General features: G+C 71.0%; 17 protein-coding genes. 8 read left to right on the top strand and 9 right to left on the bottom strand.

Annotation, left to right across the window (positions count from 1 at the left end; translation table 11 throughout):
* Positions 1–4: 4 nt before the first annotated feature.
* Together KAK07_RS11425 and KAK07_RS11420 are read left to right on the top strand one after the other, a co-directional pair.
* Positions 5–580, top strand: a complete 576-nt coding sequence (locus KAK07_RS11425; protein WP_210857012.1) for a sigma-70 family RNA polymerase sigma factor — start codon at positions 5–7, stop codon at positions 578–580.
* Positions 577–798: a zf-HC2 domain-containing protein gene (locus KAK07_RS11420; RefSeq protein ID WP_210857011.1), complete on the top strand. Its 222-nt coding sequence runs from the start codon at positions 577–579 to the stop codon at positions 796–798. Before KAK07_RS11425 ends, KAK07_RS11420 begins: the two co-directional genes overlap by 4 nt.
* On the opposite strand, the gene KAK07_RS11415 is transcribed toward KAK07_RS11420, so the two are convergent.
* Entirely contained in the window at positions 753–2,012 is a 1,260-nt protein-coding gene (locus KAK07_RS11415; RefSeq protein WP_210860783.1) for a hypothetical protein, read from the bottom strand. The genes KAK07_RS11420 and KAK07_RS11415 overlap by 46 nt on opposite strands.
* Before the next feature lie 101 nt (positions 2,013–2,113).
* Entirely contained in the window at positions 2,114–2,761 is a 648-nt protein-coding gene (gene pcp, locus KAK07_RS11410) for a pyroglutamyl-peptidase I (protein WP_210860781.1), read from the bottom strand.
* 147 nt (positions 2,762–2,908) lie between these two features.
* On the opposite strand from pcp, the gene KAK07_RS11405 reads away from it, so the two are divergent.
* Positions 2,909–5,434 (top strand): GspE/PulE family protein, encoded by a 2,526-nt coding sequence (locus tag KAK07_RS11405; protein ID WP_247664321.1) that lies wholly within the window; start codon positions 2,909–2,911, stop codon positions 5,432–5,434.
* 31 nt (positions 5,435–5,465) lie between these two features.
* Here the strand turns inward: KAK07_RS11405 and KAK07_RS11400 are convergent, their stop codons facing one another.
* Positions 5,466–8,228, bottom strand: coding sequence for a zinc-dependent metalloprotease (locus KAK07_RS11400; protein WP_210860779.1), 2,763 nt, complete (start codon positions 8,226–8,228; stop codon positions 5,466–5,468).
* 38 nt (positions 8,229–8,266) lie between these two features.
* Positions 8,267–8,902 carry a TetR/AcrR family transcriptional regulator gene (locus tag KAK07_RS11395; protein WP_210857007.1) on the bottom strand — a complete coding sequence of 212 codons (636 nt, stop codon included), beginning with the start codon at positions 8,900–8,902 and terminating at the stop codon, positions 8,267–8,269.
* A gap of 165 nt (positions 8,903–9,067) precedes the next feature.
* Between KAK07_RS11395 and KAK07_RS11390 the strand changes: the two genes are divergently transcribed.
* Positions 9,068–10,009 (top strand): fasciclin domain-containing protein, encoded by a 942-nt coding sequence (locus tag KAK07_RS11390; protein ID WP_210860777.1) that lies wholly within the window; start codon positions 9,068–9,070, stop codon positions 10,007–10,009.
* A gap of 75 nt (positions 10,010–10,084) precedes the next feature.
* Here the strand turns inward: KAK07_RS11390 and ettA are convergent, their stop codons facing one another.
* Positions 10,085–11,749, bottom strand: coding sequence for an energy-dependent translational throttle protein EttA (gene ettA, locus KAK07_RS11385; protein ID WP_210857005.1), 1,665 nt, complete (start codon positions 11,747–11,749; stop codon positions 10,085–10,087).
* A gap of 257 nt (positions 11,750–12,006) precedes the next feature.
* Between ettA and KAK07_RS11380 the strand changes: the two genes are divergently transcribed.
* Positions 12,007–13,566, top strand: a complete 1,560-nt coding sequence (locus KAK07_RS11380; protein WP_210860775.1) for a M4 family metallopeptidase — start codon at positions 12,007–12,009, stop codon at positions 13,564–13,566.
* Between the two features lie 39 nt (positions 13,567–13,605).
* Here KAK07_RS11380 and KAK07_RS11375 read toward each other — a convergent pair whose 3' ends face one another.
* Positions 13,606–16,029: a putative bifunctional diguanylate cyclase/phosphodiesterase gene (locus KAK07_RS11375; protein ID WP_210860767.1), complete on the bottom strand. Its 2,424-nt coding sequence runs from the start codon at positions 16,027–16,029 to the stop codon at positions 13,606–13,608.
* A 314-nt stretch (positions 16,030–16,343) separates the two neighbouring features.
* Between KAK07_RS11375 and KAK07_RS11370 the strand changes: the two genes are divergently transcribed.
* From KAK07_RS11370 to KAK07_RS11360, 3 genes are all read left to right on the top strand, one after another.
* Positions 16,344–17,795: a DEAD/DEAH box helicase gene (locus tag KAK07_RS11370; protein WP_210860766.1), complete on the top strand. Its 1,452-nt coding sequence runs from the start codon at positions 16,344–16,346 to the stop codon at positions 17,793–17,795.
* A 76-nt stretch (positions 17,796–17,871) separates the two neighbouring features.
* Positions 17,872–19,242 carry an MBL fold metallo-hydrolase RNA specificity domain-containing protein gene (locus tag KAK07_RS11365; RefSeq protein WP_210860849.1) on the top strand — a complete coding sequence of 457 codons (1,371 nt, stop codon included), beginning with the start codon at positions 17,872–17,874 and terminating at the stop codon, positions 19,240–19,242.
* Entirely contained in the window at positions 19,242–20,495 is a 1,254-nt protein-coding gene (locus KAK07_RS11360) for a DUF4010 domain-containing protein (RefSeq protein ID WP_210860763.1), read from the top strand. The genes KAK07_RS11365 and KAK07_RS11360 overlap by 1 nt, the downstream gene beginning before the upstream one ends.
* Here the strand turns inward: KAK07_RS11360 and KAK07_RS11355 are convergent.
* From KAK07_RS11355 to ypfH, 3 genes are read right to left on the bottom strand one after another with little or no spacing between them, the layout of a single operon-like run.
* Entirely contained in the window at positions 20,488–21,426 is a 939-nt protein-coding gene (locus tag KAK07_RS11355; RefSeq protein WP_210860761.1) for a 2OG-Fe(II) oxygenase, read from the bottom strand. The genes KAK07_RS11360 and KAK07_RS11355 overlap by 8 nt on opposite strands.
* Positions 21,427–21,440: 14 nt before the next feature.
* Positions 21,441–22,217, bottom strand: coding sequence for a peroxide stress protein YaaA (yaaA, locus tag KAK07_RS11350; protein ID WP_210860759.1), 777 nt, complete (start codon positions 22,215–22,217; stop codon positions 21,441–21,443).
* Positions 22,217–22,939, bottom strand: coding sequence for an esterase (gene ypfH, locus KAK07_RS11345; RefSeq protein ID WP_210854591.1), 723 nt, complete (start codon positions 22,937–22,939; stop codon positions 22,217–22,219). Before ypfH ends, yaaA begins: the two co-directional genes overlap by 1 nt.
* Positions 22,940–22,949 lie beyond the last annotated feature (10 nt).

The raw sequence follows: 22,949 nt of genomic DNA, 5'->3' as shown, positions 1-22,949 counted from the left end.
GACCATGGACGACTTCGCCAACCGCGTCGAGGCGCTGCGACCGCAGCTGATGCGCTATGCCCGCAGCCAGCTGCGCCACGAGGCCTGGGCCGAGGACGCGGTGCAGGACACGCTGCTGGCAGCCCTGGAGAAACCGCAGTCCTTCGCGGGCCAGTCGCAGCTGCGCACCTGGCTGGTGGGCATCCTCAAGCACAAGCTGGTCGACCAGCTGCGCCGCCAGCACCGCGAGGCCGCCCTGCCCGGCGAAGACGACGAGACCGATCTGGACGAGCTGCTGTTCGACAAGTCCGGCCACTGGCTGGATGCCCCGGCCGACTGGCCCAGCATGCCCGACTCGGCGCTGGGTCAGCGCCAGTTCCTGACGGTGCTGGACGCCTGCGTGGAGAAGCTGCCGTCGGTGCAGGGCCGCGTGTTCCTGATGCGTGAATGGCTGGAGCTCGACAGCGACGAGGTCTGCCAGACGCTGGCCATCACCCCGTCCAACCTGTGGGTGCTGCTGCACCGGGCGCGGCTGCGCCTGCGCGAGTGCCTGCAACAGCAATGGTTCGGCCAGGACATGGCCGTGAAGGGCGCCCGATGAAACCCTGGCTGACCTGCCGACAGGCCGCCGGCCTGATGCTGCTGCGCCAGGACCTGGCGCTGAACTGGGTGCAGCGCCTGCGGCTGCGCGCCCATCTGGCGATGTGCGACGCCTGCACCCGGTTCTCGAAGCAGCAGGACCTGATCAGGGGCGCCATGGGCCCCTGGCGTGCTTACCGCGACAGCGAACGGCTCGACGAAGGCGAGCGCAGCGACTGAGTCGCCTGGCGCGCCGCCTGCTTCACGGCCGGCTTCACCGCCTTGCCCTGGTCGATGTAGGCATTGACCCGCGGCGGGATGATGACCACCGTGCTGCCATCAGGGAAGTAGCCGGTCTCCGATTCCAGCACCCCCATCGCCTTGCCGTTCAGGGCCAGCGGCTGCCAGGTGCGGCGGCGCAGCAGGCTGCCACCGGTGGTGCGCTCGGTGACCAGCGCACCGCTGCCATCCACGGTCCAGGCGCTCAGCGGCGCCCGGCTTTCGGTGCCGGCCACCAGGTCCTTGCTGACGCGCTCGCCCGTGCCGTCCTTGTACAGGTAGAAGAAGAACGGGAAGGTGGACTTGGCGAAGATCGCCGATTCCCAGATCCGCGCGTTGGCTGCACCCGCGCCCCAGGCGGTGCCGGCCACCGGCTTCATCATCTGCGGCGACCACAGGTTTTGCGGCACGCCACCCAGCATGTCGGCCGAGAGCCACTGCTCCATGCCCCGGTTGTCGGCCAGCGCCAGGCGCAGGTAGCCGCGCTGGGCGCCGGTGGGCAGGCTCATCACGATCCAGCCGTCGGCATTGACGGTGTAAGGCACGGTGGCGCCGGAGCGGGCAAAGCTCAGGCTGCCGCTGCCGAAGGTGGCCAGGTCAGCGCCCAGCTGGTTGTTCACCACGGTGCCCGGGTCGGCGCTCAGGCCGGCCAGCGTGGAGCCGGGGACCAGATCGGCCAGACCGGGGATCTGGGCCAGGTTGCGGTGAATGGTGTTGGTGCCCTGGCCGGCCACGAAGCCGCCCCAGCTCACCACCTTGCCGGCGTCACAGCCGTCCAGCGTGGTGTCGGTGCCGGCGTAGGACAGCTCGGACAGGCCCTTGTTGGCCGTGCCGCTGCGCAGACGCGTGCCGACCTGGGTCGTGTCGTGGCGCACCCGGGTGGGCAGGCCGTCGCAGTCGGCGATCGGGCCGTCCTGCTCTTCGGTGTAGGGCGTGTCCAGGGTCACCACCTGGAAACCGGCCACCGTCGACACCGCGCCCTGGCCACGGCCCAGCGGGGTCACCACCACGGCACGGGTGCCGCTGTTCTTGAGCTCGATCAGCAGGGCGTCGGACTGGCCGAAGCCGTTCTCGGCCGCGTAGGCCACCGGCTTGGCGGCGAGCACCTGACCGCTGGCCAGGGCGGCGGCCAGCGCAAGCGCCGACGCAAAGAGGGGGCGGAAGGACAACGGCATCGGGAGACTCCTTGTACTGCTTGTCTCGGTTGGGGGATACAGCGTGGCGCGGAGTCTATGCAGGCCCGGCGTGGCTGGACATCCCCCCTTCTACTGAGACCTCAGTCGAGGGCGCCACCAAAGTCACGGCGATCCGGCCCGCCGGCCGCCACGGCCGCCAGCATCGCCCGCAACCCTCGCCACTGGTCGTCCAGGGGCAGCGGGCGACCGGGTCCGTCGCCCCCGGGCATGTCCGGCAGGCGCGGCACATGGACAAATCCCGCCGGGATGCTGGGGCGGTGCTGCAGGGCGTGCAGCAGCGTGTAGAAGATCTGGTTGCAGACGAAGCTGCCGGCGCTCAGCGACAACTCGGCCGGCACGCCGGTCTGCCGGGCGGCGTGCACCATGGCCTTGACCGGCAGGCGGCTGAAGTAGGCCGACGGCGCGCCGGCCACGACCGGCTGGTCCGTCGGCCGGACGCCGTCGTTGTCGGGAATGCGGGCGTCGACCAGGTTCACCGCCACGCGCTCGACCGACAGCGCGGCGCGCGAGCCCGCCAGACCCAGGCAGACCACCGCGGCCGGTTCATCCGCCAGCGCCTGGCCCAGGACCGCTGGCGCCGTGTCGAAGCGGCAGGGCAGGCAGCGGGCCCGCACCGTCCACGCGCCGAAGCGCTCACCGTCCAGCCGTCGGGCCAGTTCCCAGGACGGGTTCAGGGTATCGCCCGCGAAGGGCTCGAAGCCGGTCAGCAGCAGCCACGGTGGGCTCATCGGTCCTCCGCAACGGGGGGCGTCATGGTCGGGGCCGCACTGACGCAGCCGCCGGGATTGGGCGTCCGGGAGGCCCCTGTTCGGCGCTTTGCCGCATCCGGGTCACCACTAGGATCGATACCGCTCCGTCGTCCATTTTGCGACACCATGCCTGACAGCACGCCACCCGATCTCCCTCCCCTGGAGGGTCTGGACCTGATCGCCTCCGATCACCCGGGGACGTCGTCGCTCGCCTGGCCCGCCCCGCCCTACCCCGCCTACGCGCTGAGCCAGCCGCTGCTCAAGGGCGAGGAGTGCCTGATCGAGGGCCTGAACGGCCGCACCATGCAGGCCGAGCTGATCGCCTTCGAGCCCGCCATGGGCCACGTGATGGTGCGGGTGCCGCCCTCGCGCAACGCCATGCCGCTGCGCCTGACGCAGTTCCGCCGCGTGGCCCTGCCGCGCATCCTGCGCCCCGACCCGCCGCCCGGCCAGGCCCATCCCGAGGCGCTGATCGACTTCCATCCCCAGGTCGACTACCGCGTGGTGCTGCGCGATGCGCCGGCCCTGAGCGGCAAGACCATTGGCCATGTCGAGACGGCCCAGGGTCTGTACCTGTTCCCGCCCGTGGAACCCGCCAGCGACGAGGTGACCCGGCTGTTCGTGCCGCGCGACGCTTACCTGTCCTGGGACATGGGGCCCAGCCTGGGCCAGCAGCTGCTGGCCGACTCCTCGGCCACCCCGGACCAGATCCACGCCGCCCTGGCTGAGCAGGCCCAGTTGCGCCAGCAGCGCGTTGGCGACGTGCTGCTGCAGCAGAAGATCGTCACCCCGGAACAGCTCGCCACGGCGCTGGACACCCAGTCGCGCATGCCGATGGTGCGCATCGGCGAAGCGCTGGTGGCGCTGGGCTACATCAGCCAGCCGCAGCTCGAGGCCGCCCTGGACCAGCAGCGCAGCAACAAGGGCCTGCCGCTGGGCGAACTGCTGGTCAACCGCGGCGACATCAAGCGCCATGAGTTGCGCACCGCGCTGGCCCGCAAGATGGGCTATCCGGTGGTGGACGTCGAGGCCTATCCGATCGATCCGGCCGTGATCTCGCGCCTGCCGCTGGGCGCCGCGAGGCGCCTGCTGGCGGTGCCGCTGTCCGAGATGAACGGCCGCCTGGTGCTGGCGATCGACGACCCGTCCAAGCGCCAGGCCATCGACGAGATCGAGTTCATCACCCAGTCCAAGGTGATGCCCGTCCTGCCGATCCAGGAGGACATGGCGCTGCTGGTGCAGTCCATCTATGCGCGCCACGGCATCACCGAGGCCACCGCCACCGCCACGCTGGAAGGCTCCGGCATGGCAGCGCTGGACGAAGGCGGCACCGGCAAGCTGCTGGCCGCGCTGGAAGACGCGCCCCAGGAGCGCGACCTGGTCGAGGACAAGCCGGTCGAGCAGTCCGACAACTCGCTGGTCCGCCTGATCAACACCATGATCTACGAGGCGCACCAGCAGAACGTCTCGGACATCCACATCGAGGCCCAGCCCGGCCGCGAGAAGGTGCGCATCCGCTTCCGCCGCGACGGCGTGCTCAGGCCCTACCTGGAGCTGCCGCACACCTACCGCCAGGCGCTGCTGGCGCGCATCAAGATCATGTGCGACCTCGACATCTCCGAGCGTCGCCGGCCGCAGGACGGCAAGATCAACTTCGCCCGCTTCGTGCCCAGCTGCCCGATCGAGCTGCGGGTGGCGACGATCCCCACCAACAACAACCTCGAGGACGCGGTGCTGCGGATCCTGGCCTCGGCCAAGCCGATCCCGCTGGCCAACCTGGGGCTGTCACCGGCCAACCGCAGCGCGCTGGTGCGCGCGATCGAGCGCCCCTACGGCATGGTGCTGTGCGTGGGCCCGACCGGCTCGGGCAAGACCACCACGCTGCACTCGGCGATGGCCGAGATCAACACCCCGGACCGCAAGATCTGGACGGCCGAGGACCCGGTGGAAATCACCCAGGCCGGCCTGCGCCAGGTGCAGGTGAACCCGAAGATCGACTGGACCTTCGCCCGCGCCCTGCGCGCCTTCCTGCGCGCCGACCCGGACGTGATCATGGTGGGCGAGATCCGCGACGCCGAGACCGCGCAGATCGCGGTGGAATCCTCGCTGACCGGCCACCTGGTGATGTCCACGCTGCACACCAACAGCGCCGCCGAGACGGTGACCCGCCTGCTGGACATGGGCATGGACCCGTTCAACTTCGCCGACTCGCTGCTGGCCGTGCTGGCCCAGCGCCTGGTGCGCCGCATCTGCCCGAAGTGCCGGCAGTCCACGCCCATCGGCGCCGAGCCGCTGCAGGAGCTGGTCGACGACTACCTGCATGCCTGGGGCGAGGCCGAGAACCGCCCCAACCCCGACGCGCTGATCGCCGACTGGACCACCCGCTTCGGCCGCGACGGCAAGCTGCTGGCCTGGCGCAGCCCGGGCTGCGATCACTGCGAGGGCAGCGGCTTCCGCGGTCGCGCCGGCCTGCACGAGCTGCTGAGCGTCAGCCGCGGCGTGCGCCACCTGATCCAGACCGGCTCACGCGCCGAGCTGATCCAGGCCCAGGCCATCGCCGAAGGCATGCGCACCCTGCGCCAGGACGGCATCGAGAAGGTGCTGCAGGGCATCACCACCATCGAGGAAGTGCGCGCCACCTCGAACACCTGAGCGCGGGAGGCCCGGCCTCCCGCTGCCTGCCTCAGATGCCGCTGCGCTGCAGCGGCGCCTCCAGCGCCAGCTTCAGCGTGCGGCTCAGGTCGGCCAGGTGCGCCGCCTTCATCGCCGACCCCTGGCCCGCAGCCTGCGCCTTGTCCAGCTGACGCACCAGCCGCTGCGCCTGGGCCCGCCACAGCGCGCGCGCGTCTGCCCGACTGCCGGGCGTGGGCCGCAACAGCCGCTCGGCCAGGCGCGAGGCATGCTCGCGCTGCAGTTCACGCCGCGCCGCCGGGATCTCGCCGCCGGCCAGGGCATCGGCCCAGACCGCCTTGCCGATGGTGTCGATCAGCTCCGACAACGCCAGCGCCTGGCCCGGACGGTCCACCTTGGCCTCGTTGTCCAGCACGCGTGCGGCCACGCTGTCGCTCATCAGCTGTGCCAGCACGGCGCGCTGCAGGTCGAGCACCATGCCCTCGACCGAGAAGTCGGTGGCCACCGGCTCGCCGCTGTCAAAACGGGCGAGGTAATCGGTCGAGAGCTTGCGCGCCAGCGCCGGCGAGATCGACAGCCCGTCGGCCGCCAGCACCTGGCTGGCCACCAGCTGCAGCGCCTCGCGCTGCACGGCCGGCGGCACGGGCTGCAGCGGGTCGCGGCCGCTGCCGGGGAAATCGCGCAGCGTGCGCAGGCCGCCGATCTGGCGCAGCAAGGTGCCCACCGAGCGGCCGGCATCGCGCAGCGCGTAGCTGATCGAGCGGCGCAGCACGGTGTAGTCCTCGGTGGGCTTGAGCGGCCGGTTTTCCTGGCGATGGATCAGGTCGCGGGCGATCGCCAGGCGCTTGCGGGCGAACAGCACCGGGTCGGTGCCCAGGTCCATCTGCAGCGAATCGGGGTCGATGCCCAGCGAGTTGTCCTCGTCGGTGCCGTAGGCCAGCTCGGGCTCGGCGCTGCGGCCAGCGATGCGCATCAGCTCGGACGCTTCCTGCGTCGGCTCGATCGGCTTGTAGCCATACTCGATGGCCCAGTAGTCGTAGGGGCCCAGCACGGTCTGGAAGGGCATGCCACCGCGCTGGCCCGGGGCCGGCAGGTTGATCGGCGCGTACTCCATCACCGAGCCGGCCAGACCGTTGCGGCGGGTGAACTCGGGGTCGTCGAGCTGCGCATCGGTGTAGATGCGCGAGGATCGGAAGTTGTGGCGCAGGCCCAGGGTGTGGCCCACCTCGTGCAGCGTGGTGTCCTCCAGGTAGGCCTGCACATAGGCTTCGGCCTCGGGGCTGTCGGGGTCGAGTTCGCCGCGGGCCTCCAGCACGTCCAGCGCATAGGAGAGCTGCTCGGCGGCCTCGTCGGCGTGCTGGCAGGCCTCGGCGCCCGGCGCATGCAGGTGCGGCGCCTGCAGGATCGCTTCCCACTGGGTCACCGAGCGCGGTGCCAGCACCTGCGCCCGGGTGTGGCGGATGGCGCGGCTGGACAGGCTCTCGAAGCCGATATCGGCATCCAGGATCTCGCCGGTGCGCGGATCCACCTGGCTGGGCCCGATGGCGCCGAACTGCGGCTTGGCGTTGGTCATCCAGCGGATCGATGCCGCGCCCACGTCCAGCGTGTCGAAGCTGTCCTCGGGCCCCTGCTGCTTGACGACCAGCGCGTCCTTGAAGCCGATGCGCTCGAAGGCCGCGTTCCAGCCCAGCACGCCGCGGGTGATCGCGTCACGGTACTTCAAGGGAATGTTGCGGTCCAGCCAGAAGGTGATGGGCTTGACCGGCTCGGACAGGGCCGCCGCCGGGTCCTTCTTCTCCAGGCGCCAGCGGTTGATGAAGCGCTGGCGCGGCTGCTGGCGCAGGTCATTGCCGAAGTCGTCGACCGAGGTGGTGAAGTAGCCCACGCGGGGGTCTGCACGGCGCGCGGGCATCGGCTCGGCCGGCAGGCGCACCAGCGAGTAGTGCAGCGTCAGGAACAGGCTGCGCGCATCGGGCAAGGTGGTGGGCAGCGTGGGCTGCGGCGTGGTGGGCGGCGCGCCCGGCTGGGGCTGCGCCAGGGTGGGCGCGACGTAATGCGCCTGCACGCGCAGCACGGTCTCATCCGGGTTGCCGCGCAGGTCCACCACGGCCGAGTTGGCCTTGTCGAAGCTGTAGGTCTGCCGGTACTGGCGCTGCAGCGTCATGCCCATGCCCAGCAGGTCGGTGACGAACAGCGCGTTGGCATCGATCAGGATGGCCTTGCTGTCCGGGTGGGCCTGGCTGGCCACGGCGGTGCTGCCCAGCAGGCTGTCCGAGAAGGCCGACTTCACGGCGGCCGCCTCCGGCGAGCCCGCGGCGGCGGTGTACTGGTCGTTGCGCGCCACCATCTGCACCTGGTTGGCGATGCGGCGGAACTCCACCACCTGGGCACGGCCCCAGGGCTGCCAGCGGCCCACCATCAGGCCGCCGAACAGGCCGTTCTCGCCCAGACCCTGGGCCAGCTTGGGCGACAGGAAGAAGGGCTTGCCCAGGTCCTCGGGGCGCAGCTCCAGCCAGACCTTCTCGTCCTTCTGCCACAGCGGCAGCAGGCCGTCGATGCGCTTGGCATCCTTGGTGACGGTGGCGAAGGCCGGCGGGCCACCCGCCGCCGGTGCCGCACCTGCCGCCCCCGGCGCGGCGGGCGCGGCGCTCGCGGTGCCGCTGCGGGCTGGCTCAGGCTTGCCGGCCGTCGGCTTGGCGGCGTCGGTCGTAGCCGGGCCGCCGCCCAGGCTCGGCAGGCTGGCACAGCCGCCCAGCAGCAGCAGGGCGGACAGGCTCACGGCGGTGGGAACCAGGGATCGGTGGGTCAGGCTCATCGCACGGGGTGGGTACAACGGGAACGAAGATCGGCAGCTCATGGCTGCACGGGCGAAGGCTCGGCGACGGTGGCCGCCAGGCCATGGAAACAGGTGCGCAGCAGCCACTCGACCAGGGTCTCGTCGGCGTAGCGGCCGGTGGCGCGCATCACCCCCAGCACCGGGTCGCAGGCGCGGGCAAACAGGGTGAACAGCACCAGCTCGACCGGCAGGCCGGGGTCGAGGTCGCCGGTCCGTTGGGCCTCGACGATCCAGGCGCCCAGGTGCTCGCTGACCTCGTCCAGGCGGGTCATGTAGCGGCGGTCGGCCACCAGGGCGCTGCGCAGCGCGGAGTTCTGCGCCGGCAGCGTGGGCATCTTGCCGGCCAGCTGGGTGTGGAGGGCCCAGCGGACCACCCCCTGCAGGCGGTCGATCGCGCGCGCGCCCGGCTGGGCCTGCAGGCGCTGCAGCTCGGCGTGGCAGGCGTCGAGCAGTTGCACCATCGCGGCGGCGGCCAGCGCCTCCTTGGAATCGAAGTGCTTGTACAGGCTGGCCTTGGCGATGCCGACCTCGGCAGCCACCTCGTCCAGCGTCATCAGCTCGTAGCCCTTTTCGGCCAGCAGGTGCACCACCGCGTCGAGGATGGCCTGCTCGCGCACCTGCAGCACCTGGGTCTTGAAGGACAGCTTCACCATCGCCCGATTCTAGGGGTCGACGGTCATCAGCGCGATTGCCGGGTTGATTTTGTGACTCATCAGTCACGAAAAAGACTACTTGGTCAGCATGGCGATTACCAATCAGTCATGCTTATACCGTCCAGTCACCAAATGAACCGACTGGTCTCAACCCAGGAGACTCCAATGAACCGACTGACCCGACGCGCCGCCCTGGCGAGCTCCGTGGCCCTGCTGGCCGGCCTGACCGCCTGCGGCGGCGGCGGTGACGATCCGAGCCTGCTGAGCGTGACCCAGATCGATCCGAACCTGAGCATCCTGGTCGAGGCCGTCGAGGCCGCCGGGCTGCAGTCCGCCCTGACCGCCGCCGGTCCGTCGACGCTGCTGGCGCCCACCAACGCGGCGTTCGCCAGCCTGCTGGCCGAGCTGGGCGTCGACAAGGCCACGCTGCTGGCCAACAAGCCACTGCTGACGGCGGTGCTGACCTACCACGTCATTGGCGGTCGGGTCACTGCCGCGGACGTGCCGCTGGGCAGCCCGATCGAGCCCGTGGGCGGCGGCTTCTTCAAGGCCGAGGCCTCGGGCTCGACCCTGGTCTTCACCGACGGCCGCAACCGCCGCAGCACGGTGCTGGAGGCCGACCGGCACGCCAGCAATGGCGTGGTCCATGTGGTCGACAAGGTGCTGCTGCCGGCCAACCGCGACATCGTGGCCACCGCCGTGGCCGCCGGCACCGCCAGCCCGCCGGAATTCACGATCCTGGTCGAGGCGCTGCAGGCCGCCGGCCTGGTCTCGGCGCTGCAGGCCGATGGGCCGTTCACCGTCTTCGCGCCCACCGACGCCGCCTTCGCCGCACTGCTGACCGAGCTGGGTGTCACCAAGGCCGCGCTGCTGGCCAACACCACGCTGCTGACGCAGGTGCTGACCTACCACGTCGTGCCCTCGCTGGTGCTGAAGGCCCAGGTGCCGGTGGGCAGTGCGATCACCACGCTGCAAGGCGGCACCTTCACGGTGGACAGCAGCCTGAAGATCACCGACGCACGCGGACGCCAGGCTGGCATCGTCGCCACCGACGTGCTGACCAGCAACGGCGTGATCCACGTGATCGACCGCGTGATCCTGCCCTGACCGCACCACAGCGCACGGAAACGACAAGGCCGCCCGAGGGCGGCCTTGTTCATGGGCGCGATGCCACGCGGGCGATCACTTCAGGGCCTTGTAGCGCAGGCGGTGCGGGCGCGCGCCCTCCTCGCCCAAGCGCTTCTTCTTGTCCTCTTCGTACTCGTGGTAGTTGCCGTCGTAGAAGAACCACTGCGAGTCGCCCTCGCAGGCCAGGATGTGGGTGCAGATGCGGTCGAGGAACCAGCGGTCGTGCGAGATGATCATCGCCGAGCCGGCGAACTCCAGCAGCGCCTCTTCCAGCGCGCGCAGGGTTTCCACGTCCAGGTCGTTCGACGGTTCGTCCAGCATCAGCACGTTGCCGCCCTGGGCCAGGGTCTTGGCCAGGTGCAGGCGGCCACGCTCACCGCCTGAGAGGCTGCCCACCAGCTTCTGCTGGTCGTTGCCCTTGAAGTTGAAGCGGCCGATGTAGGCGCGGCTGGGCATGACGAACTTGCCCACGACGATGTTGTCCAGGCCGCCGGACACGTCCTCCCACACCGTCTTGTCGGCGGCCAGGCCTTCTCGGCTCTGGTCGACGAAGGCCAGCTTGGCGGTCTTGCCAATGCTGACCTCACCCGCATCGGGCTGCTCGACACCCTGGATCATGCGGAACAGCGTGGACTTGCCGGCGCCGTTGGGGCCGATGATGCCGACGATCGCGCCGGCCGGCACCTTGAAGCTGAGGTTGTCGATCAGCACGCGGTCGCCAAAGCTCTTGCTGACGCCCTTGAACTCGATCACCTCATTGCCCAGGCGCTCGGCCACAGGGATGAAGATCTCGTTGGTCTCGTTGCGCTTCTGGTATTCGACGTCGCTCAGCTCCTCGAAGCGGGCCAGGCGCGCCTTGCTCTTGGCCTGGCGGCCCTTGGCGTTCTTGCGCACCCACTCCAGTTCCTGCTTCATGGCCTTGGCGCGGGCATCCTCGGCCTTCTGCTCGGCCTCCAGGCGCTTTTCCTTGGCGTCCAGCCAGTCGGAGTAGTTGCCCTTGTAGGGGTGGCCGTAGCCGCGGTCGAGTTCCAGGATCCACTCGGCGGCGTTGTCCAGGAAATAGCGGTCGTGGGTGATGGCCACCACGGTGCCGCTGAAGCGCTTGAGGAACTGCTCCAGCCATTCCACCGACTCGGCGTCCAGGTGGTTGGTGGGCTCGTCGAGCAGCAGCATGTCGGGCTTGGACAGCAGCAGGCGGCACAGCGCGACGCGGCGCTTTTCGCCGCCGGACAGCGGGCCGATCTTGGCCTCCCAGGGCGGCAGGCGCAGCGCGTCAGCGGCGATGTCCAGCAGGTGGTCGGTGTTCTCGCCACCGGCCGCCGCGATGATGGCTTCCAGCTCGGCCTGTTCGGTGGCCAGGGCGTCGAAGTCGGCGTCCGGCTCGGCATAGGCGGCGTAGACCTCGTCCAGGCGCTTCTGCGCCGCCAGCGCGCCGCCGATGCCTTCCTCCACCGCCTCGCGCACCGTCTGCTCGGCGTTCATCTGCGGCTCCTGGGGCAGGTAGCCGATCTTCAGGCCCGGCATCGGCGTGGCCTCGCCCTCGATGTCCTTGTCGATGCCGGCCATGATCTTCAGCAGCGTGGACTTGCCCGAGCCGTTCAGGCCCAGCACGCCGATCTTGGCGCCGGGGAAGAAGGACAGGCTGATGTCCTTCAGGATCTGCCGCTTCGGCGGCACGATCTTGCCGACGCGGTTCATGGTGAAGACGTATTGGGCCATGGGTCAAGCCTGTGGGGTTCGGGTGGGGGCCGGTGGCAACCGGCATTTCCGGGCAGCGCTGTCTGTACAGCGCAACGCCCTGCATCGGGATCAACCCGTGATTATCGCCGGAACCCCACCACCCGCGGATCCCCCCCCGGGTTGGTGGGCTTGGATTGCGCGCTCACGCCGTGAAGAATCGGCCTCGGCTGAGCGCGATCCGCCGGCCAGCCGGAACTTCCGGACCACCCACCCACATCCGACAGGAGTGTTGACCCGTGCAGACCAAGATCCTGACCCACGCCCTGGCCCTGGCGCTGACCGCGCTGGCAGCTGCCCCCGCCCTGGCCGCGACCGACACCGCCCAGGCCCGCGCCGAGGCCCATCTGGCCCGCTTCGCGGCGCAGACCTTCCACGGTCCGGACCACCGCTACAGCGTGCGAGACGTGGTCGTCGATGCCGACGGCACCGAACATGTCCGCCTGGACCGCCAGTACAAGGGCCTGCGCGTGATCGGTGGCGACGTGGTCGTGCACTCGCACGGCTCGGGCAGCTTCCTGGGCGTGTCGCAGACGCTGCAGCGCGGCATCGACGTCAGTGCCACGCCGGTCTACGGTCCGGCAGCGGCCCAGGCAGTGGCCCAGGGCCGCGTGGCCGGTGACGCGCGCGGCAGTGCCCCTGAGCTGGTGGTCTACGCCCGCGGCGACCGCGCCCGCCTGGCCTGGGACACCCGCGTCTTCGGAACCCGCCCCGACGGCACCCCGATCGAAGCCCATGTGATCGTCAGCGCCCGCACCGGCAAGGTGCTCGACAGCTGGGACGACGTGCATGACGCCGCCGCGGCCGGCACCGGCAACAGCTTCTTCAGCGGCAGCGTGCCGCTGACCACCGACCTGGTGGGCAGCACCTACTCGTTGCGCGACCCGAGCCGCGGCAACACCTACACGATCGACATGAAGAACCGCACCAGCGGTGGCAGCATCTTCACCGATGCCGACAACACCTGGGGCAATGGAGCGACCAGCGACACCGCCACGATCGGTGTCGATGCCCAGTACGGCACCGCGGTCACCTGGGACTACTACAAGAACGTCCATGGCCGCAACGGCATTGCCAACAACGGCGTCGGCGCCTACAACCGGGTCCACTACAGCCGCCGCTACAACAACGCGTTCTGGTCGGACAGCTGCTTCTGCATGACCTACGGTGACGGCGACGGCACCACCTTCAACCCCTTCGACTCGCTGGACGTGGCCGGCCACGAGATGACCCACGGGGTGACCAGCCGCACCGCCAACCTGACCTACTCGGGCGAGTCGGGCGGCCTGAACGAGGCGACGTCGGACATCTTCGGCACCCTGGTCGAGTTCTACGCGAACAACGCCAGCGACGCCGGCGACTACCTGATCGGCGAGAAGCTCTACAAGGCGGGTGGCGGCAAGGCGCTGCGCTACATGCACAGCCCCAACAGCGACGGCGCCTCGGCCGACTGCTGGTACTCCACCCTGGGCTCGCTGGACGTGCACTACAGCTCGGGCGTGGCCAACCACTTCTTCTACCTGCTGGCTGAAGGCAGCGCACCGGCCAGCGGACCGGCCAGCCCGACCTGCGTGGCCGGCAACACCAAGAAGGCCACCGGCAGCGCCAGCCTGAGCGGCATCGGCCGCGACAAGGCCGGCGCCATCTGGTACCGCGCGCTGACGGTCTACATGACCAGCAGCACCAAATACGCAGGCGCCCGCACCGCCACGCTGAACGCCGCCACCGACCTGTACGGTGCCGGCTCGGCCGAGTGGAACGCGGTGGCCGCCGCCTGGTCGGCCGTGCTCGTCAACTGAGGCTGAAGCGGCGTTGCCGGGCGCCCCGGCAACGCCTGCTCAGCGCACCGCCCGCGTGGTGTCGGACAGCGGCGCCAGCATGTCCAGCGGTACGGTCTGGGTCTCGGGCATCGCCCCGGGCTCGGGCCGGTTGTGCTCGTTCCAGGTGTCCATCAGGCCCAGCAGCCGCTCCAGCGGCAGTGGGCGCGCGGCCAGGAAGCCCTGGATCTCGCTGCAGCCGGCCTGTCGCAGCACCTCCAGCTGGGCGGGTTCCTCCACACCTTCGGCCACGGTGCGCATGCCCAGCGTGTTGGCCAGCGCGACGATGGTGCGCACGATGGCGCGCGCATCGTGGTGGGTCAGCAGCTCACGCACGAAGGCGCGGTCGATCTTCAGCGTGTCAAACGGGAAACGGCGCAGGTACTGGAAGGCCGAATAGCCGGTGCCGAAATCGTCCAGCGCGATCTGCACCCCCAGGCGCTTGAGCGCATGCAGGTTGCGCAGCGCGGTGGCCGCGTCGTCCATGAAGACCGACTCGGTGATCTCCATCTCCAGCCGCCCCGGCGCCAGCCCGGTCTCGGCAAACGCGGCCTCGACATCGGCCAGGAAATCCTCGCGCATCAGCTGCAGCGGTGAGACGTTGACCGAGATCAGCAGGTCCGGCAGTTGATCGCGCGCCACGCGGCAGGCCTCTTTCAGCACCCATGCGCCCATGTCGCCGATCAGGCCGGACTTCTCGGCCACCGGCACGAACTCGCCGGGCGAGATCGAGCCCAGCTCAGGATGGTTCCAGCGCAGCAGCGCCTCCACGCCGCGCATCTGCCAGGTGGCGATGTCGACCTTGGGCTGCCAGTGCAGGCTCAGCTCGCCACGGGTCAGGGCCTGGCGCAGCTCAGCCTCGATCGTGACCAGGCGCCGGCTGCGCTCGCCCAGCCAGGTGGCGAAGGTCTCGAAGCGACCGCGGCCCGCTTCCTTGGCGGCGTACAGCGCCAGGTCGGCGTTGCCCATGACGTCGTCGATCGACTGCCCGTGGTCGGGGATCAGCGCCACGCCCATGCTGGCGCCCACCATCACGCTGCGCCCCTGGATCTCGCCCGGCGCGTTCAGCACCTGCAGCAGCCGGCGGGCCAGGAGGTCGACCTCGTCGTCGCTGCGCACATCGTCCAGCAGCACCGCGAACTCGTCGCCGCCCAGCCGGGCCACCAGGTCGGCGCGGCGCATCACCGATTGCAGGCGCTGGGCCACCAGCTTGAGCACGCCGTCACCGACCGAGTGGCCCAGCGAATCGTTGATGGCCTTGAAATTGTCCAGGTCCAGGCACAGCAGCGCGCAGCGGCGCGGCGTGTTGGCGCAGGCGTCGATGACCTGCACCAGGCGGTTGCGCAGCTGGTCGCGGTTGGCCAGGCCGGTGAGTGAATCGAAATAGGCCTGGTAGGTCAGGCGCTGGTGCGCCAGGCGCTGCTGGGTGACATCCGAGATCACGCCGCGCCAGCCCACGGTGCGGCCGCTGTCCTCGACCAGCGGCTTGGCGGTGATCGACCACCAGCGGGGCACGCCGCCAACCTCGACGGTCAGCAGCACGTCGCGGAAGGGCTTGTCGGCGTTCAGGGCCTGGCGCAGCTTGCGCAGGCCCTCGGCCTCGGCGCCGCCGGGTGAGCGGGCCGCCAGCACCTCGAACAGGCCCAGCGAGGACATGTCGAGGTCGTCGCCGAACAGCGCCGCCAGCTTGGCCGAGACATGGGTGAAGTGGCCCTGGCGGTCCACCTCCCAGAGCACGTCGGCCGAATGCTCCTCGAAGTCGCGCAGCAGCAGGCCGACCATCTGGCTCTGGCGCTCGGCCTCGCGTTCCGAGCGCAGGCGCAGCGCCGACTGCCGGGCGGCCGAGCGCACCGCCACGGCGATCACCAGCACGTAACCCAGCAGCATGCCGGCCAGCACCCAGGCGACCGTGCCGCCCAGCCGGGCCACGCCCACGATCGCCCCCGTCCCCAGCGCCAGCGTCCAGGCCAGGCCCGCCTGGGGCACCGAGGACAGCGCAAAGCCACCGGCCGCCATCATGCCGGTGGTGGTGACGGCCACCATCAGCTGCTGGATCGGTGTCAAGGCGTCCAGCCACCCCACCACCGGAACCGTCCAGACGCAGGCCAGCACCAGCGCATGCAAGGTGGCATGCCGGATGGCGCGCGGCGAGGCGCGCATCACCGGCTCGCGCCGATGCCGAAGCCAGCCGCGCAGCGCCACGCCCACGATCAGCAGCAGCACGCCCAGCCAGAGCAGCCAGGCCTTGGCCGACACGCTGCCGCTCACCGCCACCAGCAGACCCAGGGCGTTGAACAGATTGGCCACCATCAGCACCGGCGTCAGTCGCGTGATGCCGGCCAGATGCCGCGCCCGCAGCTCCGCGGACGCGCTGTCCGGGTCGGAGAAGACACGCGTCTCCTCGCGCCAGGCGGCCCAATGACGATGGAAAAACGACAGCGACAAAACCAGGATCCTCGACTGGACCAATGCAGGCCCGGACGGCACGACGGACGATTGTGCGCCCGCAGCCCCCCGCTCTGACCGGGTGCGGGGCTCACGTTCTCTGCATATCGGCCGCTGCGCCTGACGCTGTAGGCTTGCCTGTGGCGCGGATCAGACTGATACACTGGCGCCAGGCGTCGACGGCTCCAGCCCGACGGCGCATGTCGATTCCGACCCGGCCGGCATCCCCGCCGTCCGTCCCTCATCCGCGCGACCCAGGCTGGTTGCCGGCATCACTTGCCGGCCGATGGGCGTGCCCGCTCGCGAAGAGCCCCATGACCTTTGACCAACTCGGCCTTGCCGAACCCTTGCTGCGCGCCGTGCGCGATCAGGGCTATGACCACCCCACGCCGATCCAGGCCCAGGCCATCCCGATGGTGCTGAGCGGCGGCGACCTGCTCGCCGGCGCCCAGACCGGCACCGGCAAGACCGCCGGCTTCACGCTGCCCACGCTGCACCGCCTGGCCGCCGCCGGCCACAAGAAGGACGCGCGTGGCCGCATCGCGATCCGCGCGCTGATCCTCACGCCCACCCGCGAACTGGCCGCCCAGGTCGAGGAAAGCGTGCGCACCTACGGCAAGTACCTGCCGCTGACCAGCATGGTGATGTTCGGCGGCGTGGGCATGCAGCCGCAGATCGACCGCCTGCGCAAGGGCGTGGACATCCTGGTGGCCACCCCCGGCCGCCTGCTGGACCACCACCAGCAGGGCACGCTGGACCTGAGCCACGTCGAGATCTTCATCCTCGACGAGGCCGACCGCATGCTGGACATGGGCTTCATCCATGACATCAAGAAGGTCCTGGCCATCGTCCCCAAGCAGAAGCAGAGCCTGCTGTTCAGCGCCACCTTCAGCGACGAGATCAAGGCCCTGGCCGACCGCCTGCTGAACCAGCCGCAGCTGATCGAGGTGGCCCGGCGCAACCAGACCAACGACGCCATCGCCCAGAAGGTGCACCCGGTCGGCCGCGAGCGCAAGAAGGAGCTGCTGGCCCACCTGATCCGCCAGGGCGACTGGCACCAGGTGCTGGTCTTCACCCGCATGAAGCACGGCGCCAACCGCCTGGCCGAGTTCCTGAACAAGGAAGACATCACCGCCATGGCCATCCATGGCAACAAGAGCCAGGGCGCACGCACCAAGGCGCTGTCCGAGTTCAAGGCTGGCACGCTGCAGGTGCTGGTGGCCACCGACATTGCCGCGCGCGGCATCGACATCGACCAGTTGCCCCACGTCGTCAATTTCGAGCTGCCCAATGTGCCCGAGGACTATGTGCACCGCATCGGCCGCACCGGCCGCGCCGGCGCCCAGGGCGAGGCGATCTCGCTGGTCTGCGTCGACGAGGAGCAGTTCCTGCGCGACATCGAGAAGCTGATCAAGCGCGAGATCCCGCGCCAGACCATTCCCGGCTTCGAGCCGCCGGCCGGTGAAAAGCCCGAGCCGATCGTGCTGGGGCGGCGCATGACCATCGGCGTGGGCGCCGGTGGCGGCGGCCGTGGTGGTCGCCCCGGTGGCGGTGGCGGCGGTGGCCGGGGCGGCCCGCAGGGCGCGCCGCGCGGCCCGCGTCCGCCGGCCTCGGCCGGCCAGGGCGGCGCTCGGCCGGCGGGGCAGGCGCCGGGCCGCGGCGCGGCCCGTCCGCAGACCGGCGGCGGTGGCCGGCCGGCCGGCGGCGGCGCCTCGCGCCCGCGCGGCTCGGGCGGCCAGGGGGGCGGCGGCAGCGGCCGCCGTTGATCCAGCCCCCTGGGCACCGCCATTGGGTGGTGCCACACTCGCGGGAGACTCTGGCCTTGGCCCCCTCCCGATGAGCCTGCAGATCGACTTCCTCGGTGCCGCCGATTGCGTCACCGGCTCGCGCCACCTGATCGACTGGAACGGGCGGCGCGTGCTGCTCGACGCCGGCCTGTTCCAGGGCTTCAAGGTCCTGCGCGAGCGCAACTGGGCGCCACCGGGCTTCGATGTGCGCTCGCTCGACGCCGTGGTGCTCAGCCACGCCCACCTGGACCACAGCGGCTGGCTGCCGGCCCTGGTGCGCCACGGCTACCGCGGCCCCATCTACAGCAGCCCCGCCACCCGTGACCTGGCCGAGGTGCTGCTGCTCGACGCCGCCCACCTGCAGGAAGAAGACGCCCGGCGCGCCAATCGGCAGGGCTTCAGCCGCCACGCCAAGGCGCTGCCCTTGTTCACCCAGGCCGACGCCCGCAGCGCGATGAAGCAGTTCGTCAGCGTCACGCCGGGCCGCGCCAAGTCCCTGGGCGGCGGCCTGGCGCTGCAACTGGTGCCCGCCGGCCACCTGCTGGGCGCCTGCAGCGTGCTGCTCAGCCAGTCCGGCGAGCGGCTGCTGTTCTCCGGCGACCTGGGCCGCCAGGCGGACCTGCTGATGCCGCCGCCGGCCAACCCGCCCGAAGCCGATGTGCTGCTCATCGAATCCACCTACGGCAACCGCCTGCACCCGCAGGAGGACGACGTGGCCCGCCTGGGGGCGATCGTGCGCGACACCATCGGCCGCGGCGGCTCGGTGCTGCTGCCGGCCTTTGCCGTCGGGCGTGCCCAGGCCTTGCTGCTGGCCCTGCAGCGCCTGAAGAGCCACGGCGAGATCCCGGCGCGGCTGCCGGTCTTCCTGGACAGCCCGATGGCCATCGAGGCCACCGAGCTCTACCGCCGCCACCGCCAGCTGCTGCGCGTGCCCCAGGGCGAAATGGCGCGGCTGGTGGAACACGTGACGCTGGTCACCACCGGCGCACAGTCGCAGCGCCTGGCACGCTCGCAACAGGCCGGGCGCCTGCCGGCAGTGATCATCTCGGCCAGCGGCATGGCCACCGGCGGGCGGGTCCTGAACCACCTCAAGGCGATGGCGCCGGACCCGCGCCATGCCATCGTCTTCGCCGGTTTCCAGGTCGGCGGCAGCCGCGGTGCGCTGATGGTGGGCGGTGCGGCCGACGTGAAGATCCACGGCGAGTTCATCCCCATCCGCGCCCGGGTGGAGCACCTGTCGGGCCTGTCGGGCCACGCCGACGCCGACGAACTGATGGCCTGGCTGCGCCACCTGCCGCGGCCGCCCCGCCAGACCTACGTGGTGCACGGCGAGCCGGAGGCGGCCGACGCCTTGCGCCAACGGATTGCGCGCGAGCTGGGCTGGGCAGTGCGGGTGCCACCGCAGGGCGGACGCTTTCTGCCTTGATGAGCCTGCCACTGGCCGACGGCCCCCTGGCCGGCGCCGCGGCGGCGCTGGGCGTGGGCCTGCTGGTGGGCCTGGAGCGCGAGCGGCGCAAGGGCGAGGGGCCCGATCGCCAGGCCGCCGGCATCCGCAGCTTCACCGTGGTGGCCCTGCTGGGTGCGCTGGCCCAGGGTCTGTCGCAGGCCCTGGCGGCGCCGGGTCTGTTGCTGCTGGGCGGGGCCATGGTGGGCGCGCTGGCGGTGGCGGCCTACTGGCGCAGCGCCGCACGCGACCCCGGCCTGACCACCGAGCTGGCGCTGTGCGCGACCTACCTCATCGGCCTGCTGTGCATGAGCGCGCCGGCCTGGGGCGCCGGGGCCGGCGCGCTGCTGGCCCTGCTGCTGGCGGCGCGTGGCCGCCTGCACCATTTCGCCACCCGGGTGCTGACCGAGCATGAGCTGCACGACGGCCTGCTGCTGGCCGCGCTGGCCCTGGTGGCGGTGCCGCTGCTGCCGGCGGGACCGCAGGCCTGGCTGGGCGGCGCCGATCTGCGGCGTCTGGCCGCGCTGGTGCTGCTGATCCTGCTGCTGCAGGCGGTCGGCCATGTGGCGCTGCGCCTGTTCGGCGCGCGCACGGGGCTGGCGCTGTCAGGGTTCCTGTCCGGCTTCGTCTCCAGCCTGGCGACGATCGCCTCGATCGGCGCCCGGGCGCGCCATGGCGACGTGCCGCTGCGCGCCGCCCAGGCCGGCGCGCTGGCCTCCAGCGCCGCCACCTGGATCCAGTCCATGATGATCCTGGGCGCCATCGCCCCGCCGCTGGCCTGGCTGCTGCTGCCGGCGGCGCTGGCCGGCGCTGCCGTCGCCTTGGCGCTGGTCGCCTGGCTGAGCCTGGGCGAGGCGCCCACCGAGGCGCGCCCGCCGGCGGACAGCGCGATGCTGCGGGTGCGCGAGGCCGCTGCGGTGGCCCTGATGATCGTCACCGCCACGCTGCTGCTGGGCGCCGCCGGGCGCTGGCTGGGCGAGCGCGGCGTGGTGGCCGGTGCCGCGCTGGCCGGCGTGGCCGACGCGCACGCTGCCATGGCCGCGCTGGGCGGCTTGTCCTCGGGTGGTCTGGCCCCGGGCACGGCGATCTGGGGGGTCTGGGCGGCGCTGCTGTCGAACAGCGCGGTGCGCGCGGTGGCCGCGCTGGCCAGTGGCGGCAGGCGCTTCGGCGCGCTGGTGGGGGTCGGCCTGGCGGCCCAGCTGGCCGCCGCGGCGCTGGCGCTCTACCTCAGATGAACTCGCCCTGACGCATCCACTTGGTGGCGACCCATTTCTCACCAGCGATCACCGGCGCGCCGCCGTGCAGCGTGCGGGTGGCCGAGTGGGGGCGGTCGTAGCTGAAGAACACCGCGTTGCCCTTGCGCGGCGCCACGTACAGCCCGGCGTCCGGGAAGGTGGTGCCGCCGCCAGCCTCGGGCGTGTTCAGGTACATCACCAGCGTGCCCACGCGCTGGCCGCCGCGCGCCAGGATCGTGGCGGTGCCGGGGTGCGAAGGATCGAAGTAATCGTAGTGCGGCTCGTACTGCGCGCCCGGCCGGTAGTGCAACACCTGCAGCCCCTCGCCGTTCTCGACCGGCCAGTTCACCAGGGTGGCGATGCGCCGCTCGATGCGATCGCACAGCTCGTTCTCGGCGCGCTGGAAGAACATGCCGTCGCTGGTGCGCACGTCATTGACCTCGGAGCCGCCGGTCAGGTTGACCACGGTCTCGCTGCGCGCCATGCGCGGCGAGGCCAGCGCCACCAGCTCGTCGCACTCCTCGTCGGACAGGAAGCCGCCGAAGACCACCACCCGCGGCAGCTTGCTGGTCATCAGCACCTGCACCTGGCGGTCACCGGCCCACAGCACCGTGGGCTCACCGGCCAGGCTGGGCTCGGGCACCGCGGTGGCCTGGGGTTCAGGCTGGGCATGCCGGGCCGTCTGAGTGGTCTGGGCCGGCGCCACGGGCGTGGGTGCCGGCGCGGGTGCCGACTGGCTGGCCAGGTGCTGGGCCAGCGTGTCCTCGAGGGCGCGGATCGCCACGTCCTCGTTCCAGCCGGCGGCCTGCATCGCGGCCAGCACGTCCTCGGGACGGCAGCCGGCCTGGGCCTGGGCGATGATCCACTGGCGCAGCTGGGGCGTCACCGCCTGCTGGGCCGACTGTTGTCCGGTCGAGGTGCTCGCAGCCATGGACCGATATTGTGTCAGCGTCGGCGAAAAACCAGCCGTTTCTCGTCCGACACCCCTTGATCGAAGGCATAGCCGTCGGTGTCGAAGTCGCGCAGCTGCGACACCTTCTCCAGCCGGTGCTGGATCGCAAAGCGCGCCATCATGCCGCGCGCCCGCTTGGCGAAGAAGCTCACCACCTTCCACTGGCCGGCGCTCCAATCCTCGAACTGGCAGTCGACCACGCGGGCCCGCAGCGCCTTGCGCGGCAGCGCCTTGAAGTACTCCTGCGAGGCCAGGTTGACCAGCACCGGCGCCTTCTCGCGCGCCTGCCAGGCGTTGAGGTGTTCGGCCAGTTGCGTGCCCCAGTAGCCGTACAGGTCCCTGGCGCCGGGCGTGGCCAGACGGGTGCCCATCTCCAGCCGGTAGGGCTGCAGCCGGTCCAGCGGCCGCAGCACGCCATACAGCCCCGACAGGATGGCCACATGCTGCTGCGCCCAGCGCAGATCGTCCACGTCCAGCGTGCCGGCCTGCAGGCCTTCGTAGACATCGCCGGCAAAGGCCAGCGCCGCCGGCCGGCTGTTGTGCGGCGTGAAGCGGCTGCGCCAGGCGGCGTAGCGCGCCACATTCAGCTGGGCCAGCGGGTCCGACAGGTCCATCAGCGAGGCCACGTCCGCCGGGGTCAGCGTGCGCAGCACCTCGATCAGTGCGGCGGCCTGCGGCACGAAGGCCGGCCGGGTGGCCAGCGCCTCGACCTGCGGGTCCAGCGGGGTCTCGTAGTCCAGCGTCTTGGCGGGCGACAGCACGAAGAGCATCAGTCCTCCCGCTCGTCGTCGTCGGCGCCGCCCTGGCCCGGCGCCGCCCCCATCGCCTGGGCCCAGGTGCGCGCCGGAATGTGGCGCGACAGGCGCAGCAGCGCGCTGCGCAGCAGATGGGTGTCGATCTCGTGGCCGATGCCGCTGGCGATGTCGATCGTCGCGTCGCCGCCGATCGCCGCCAGCCGCTCGATCGCCTGGCGGGCATGCTGGACCGGGATCACCGCGTCATCGGCGCCGTGGAAGAAGTGCAGCGTGGTCATGCGCGGCGCCAGCGTGGGCAGCGTGGCGTAGCGCCCGGCAAAGGCCAGCACGCGGCCGACCAGGCCGTCGTGGGCCTGGGCCAGCTCCAGCGCGCAGATCGCGCCCTGCGAGAAGCCCACCAGCGCGGTGGCCTGCGGGTCGACCCCCGTGGCCTGCTGGGCGGCGCGCACCAGATCCGACAGCGCCGGGATCACCGCGGCCACGCGCTGGGCCCGGTTGCCGTCGTTCGCGCCCAGGATCGAGAACCACTGCCGGCCGGCCCCCCCGCCCGGGATGCCATCAAAGGGCTCGAAGCCGTCGAAGGCCAGCACCGCGGACTGAGGAAAGGCCTGGTGGAGTTGCTCAGCCAGCGGCGCCAGGTCGGCCGCATTGGCCCCCACGCCGTGAAAAAGCAGGAAGAGTTGCTGCGGCGCGCCCTGCTCGGGCAGCCAGCGCAGGGTGTTGATGGTGTCATCCATGGCGACGATT

The organism is Ideonella alba, from assembly GCF_018069875.1.
GTDB lineage: Bacteria > Pseudomonadota > Gammaproteobacteria > Burkholderiales > Burkholderiaceae_C > Ideonella > Ideonella alba.
This window is presented reverse-complemented; position numbering and strand designations above follow the sequence as displayed.

Coding starts and splice junctions, on each gene's coding strand:
- KAK07_RS11355 (WP_210860761.1), bottom strand. CDS start 21,426: ATGGCTGCGAGCACCTCGACCGGACAACAGTCGGCCCAGCAGGCGGTG.
- KAK07_RS11405 (WP_247664321.1), top strand. CDS start 2,909: ATGCCTGACAGCACGCCACCCGATCTCCCTCCCCTGGAGGGTCTGGAC.
- KAK07_RS11420 (WP_210857011.1), top strand. CDS start 577: ATGAAACCCTGGCTGACCTGCCGACAGGCCGCCGGCCTGATGCTGCTG.
- pcp (WP_210860781.1), bottom strand. CDS start 2,761: ATGAGCCCACCGTGGCTGCTGCTGACCGGCTTCGAGCCCTTCGCGGGC.
- KAK07_RS11425 (WP_210857012.1), top strand. CDS start 5: ATGGACGACTTCGCCAACCGCGTCGAGGCGCTGCGACCGCAGCTGATG.
- ypfH (WP_210854591.1), bottom strand. CDS start 22,939: ATGGATGACACCATCAACACCCTGCGCTGGCTGCCCGAGCAGGGCGCG.
- KAK07_RS11395 (WP_210857007.1), bottom strand. CDS start 8,902: ATGGTGAAGCTGTCCTTCAAGACCCAGGTGCTGCAGGTGCGCGAGCAG.
- ettA (WP_210857005.1), bottom strand. CDS start 11,749: ATGGCCCAATACGTCTTCACCATGAACCGCGTCGGCAAGATCGTGCCG.
- yaaA (WP_210860759.1), bottom strand. CDS start 22,217: ATGCTCTTCGTGCTGTCGCCCGCCAAGACGCTGGACTACGAGACCCCG.
- KAK07_RS11390 (WP_210860777.1), top strand. CDS start 9,068: ATGAACCGACTGACCCGACGCGCCGCCCTGGCGAGCTCCGTGGCCCTG.
- KAK07_RS11370 (WP_210860766.1), top strand. CDS start 16,344: ATGACCTTTGACCAACTCGGCCTTGCCGAACCCTTGCTGCGCGCCGTG.
- KAK07_RS11415 (WP_210860783.1), bottom strand. CDS start 2,012: ATGCCGTTGTCCTTCCGCCCCCTCTTTGCGTCGGCGCTTGCGCTGGCC.
- KAK07_RS11360 (WP_210860763.1), top strand. CDS start 19,242: ATGAGCCTGCCACTGGCCGACGGCCCCCTGGCCGGCGCCGCGGCGGCG.
- KAK07_RS11400 (WP_210860779.1), bottom strand. CDS start 8,228: ATGAGCCTGACCCACCGATCCCTGGTTCCCACCGCCGTGAGCCTGTCC.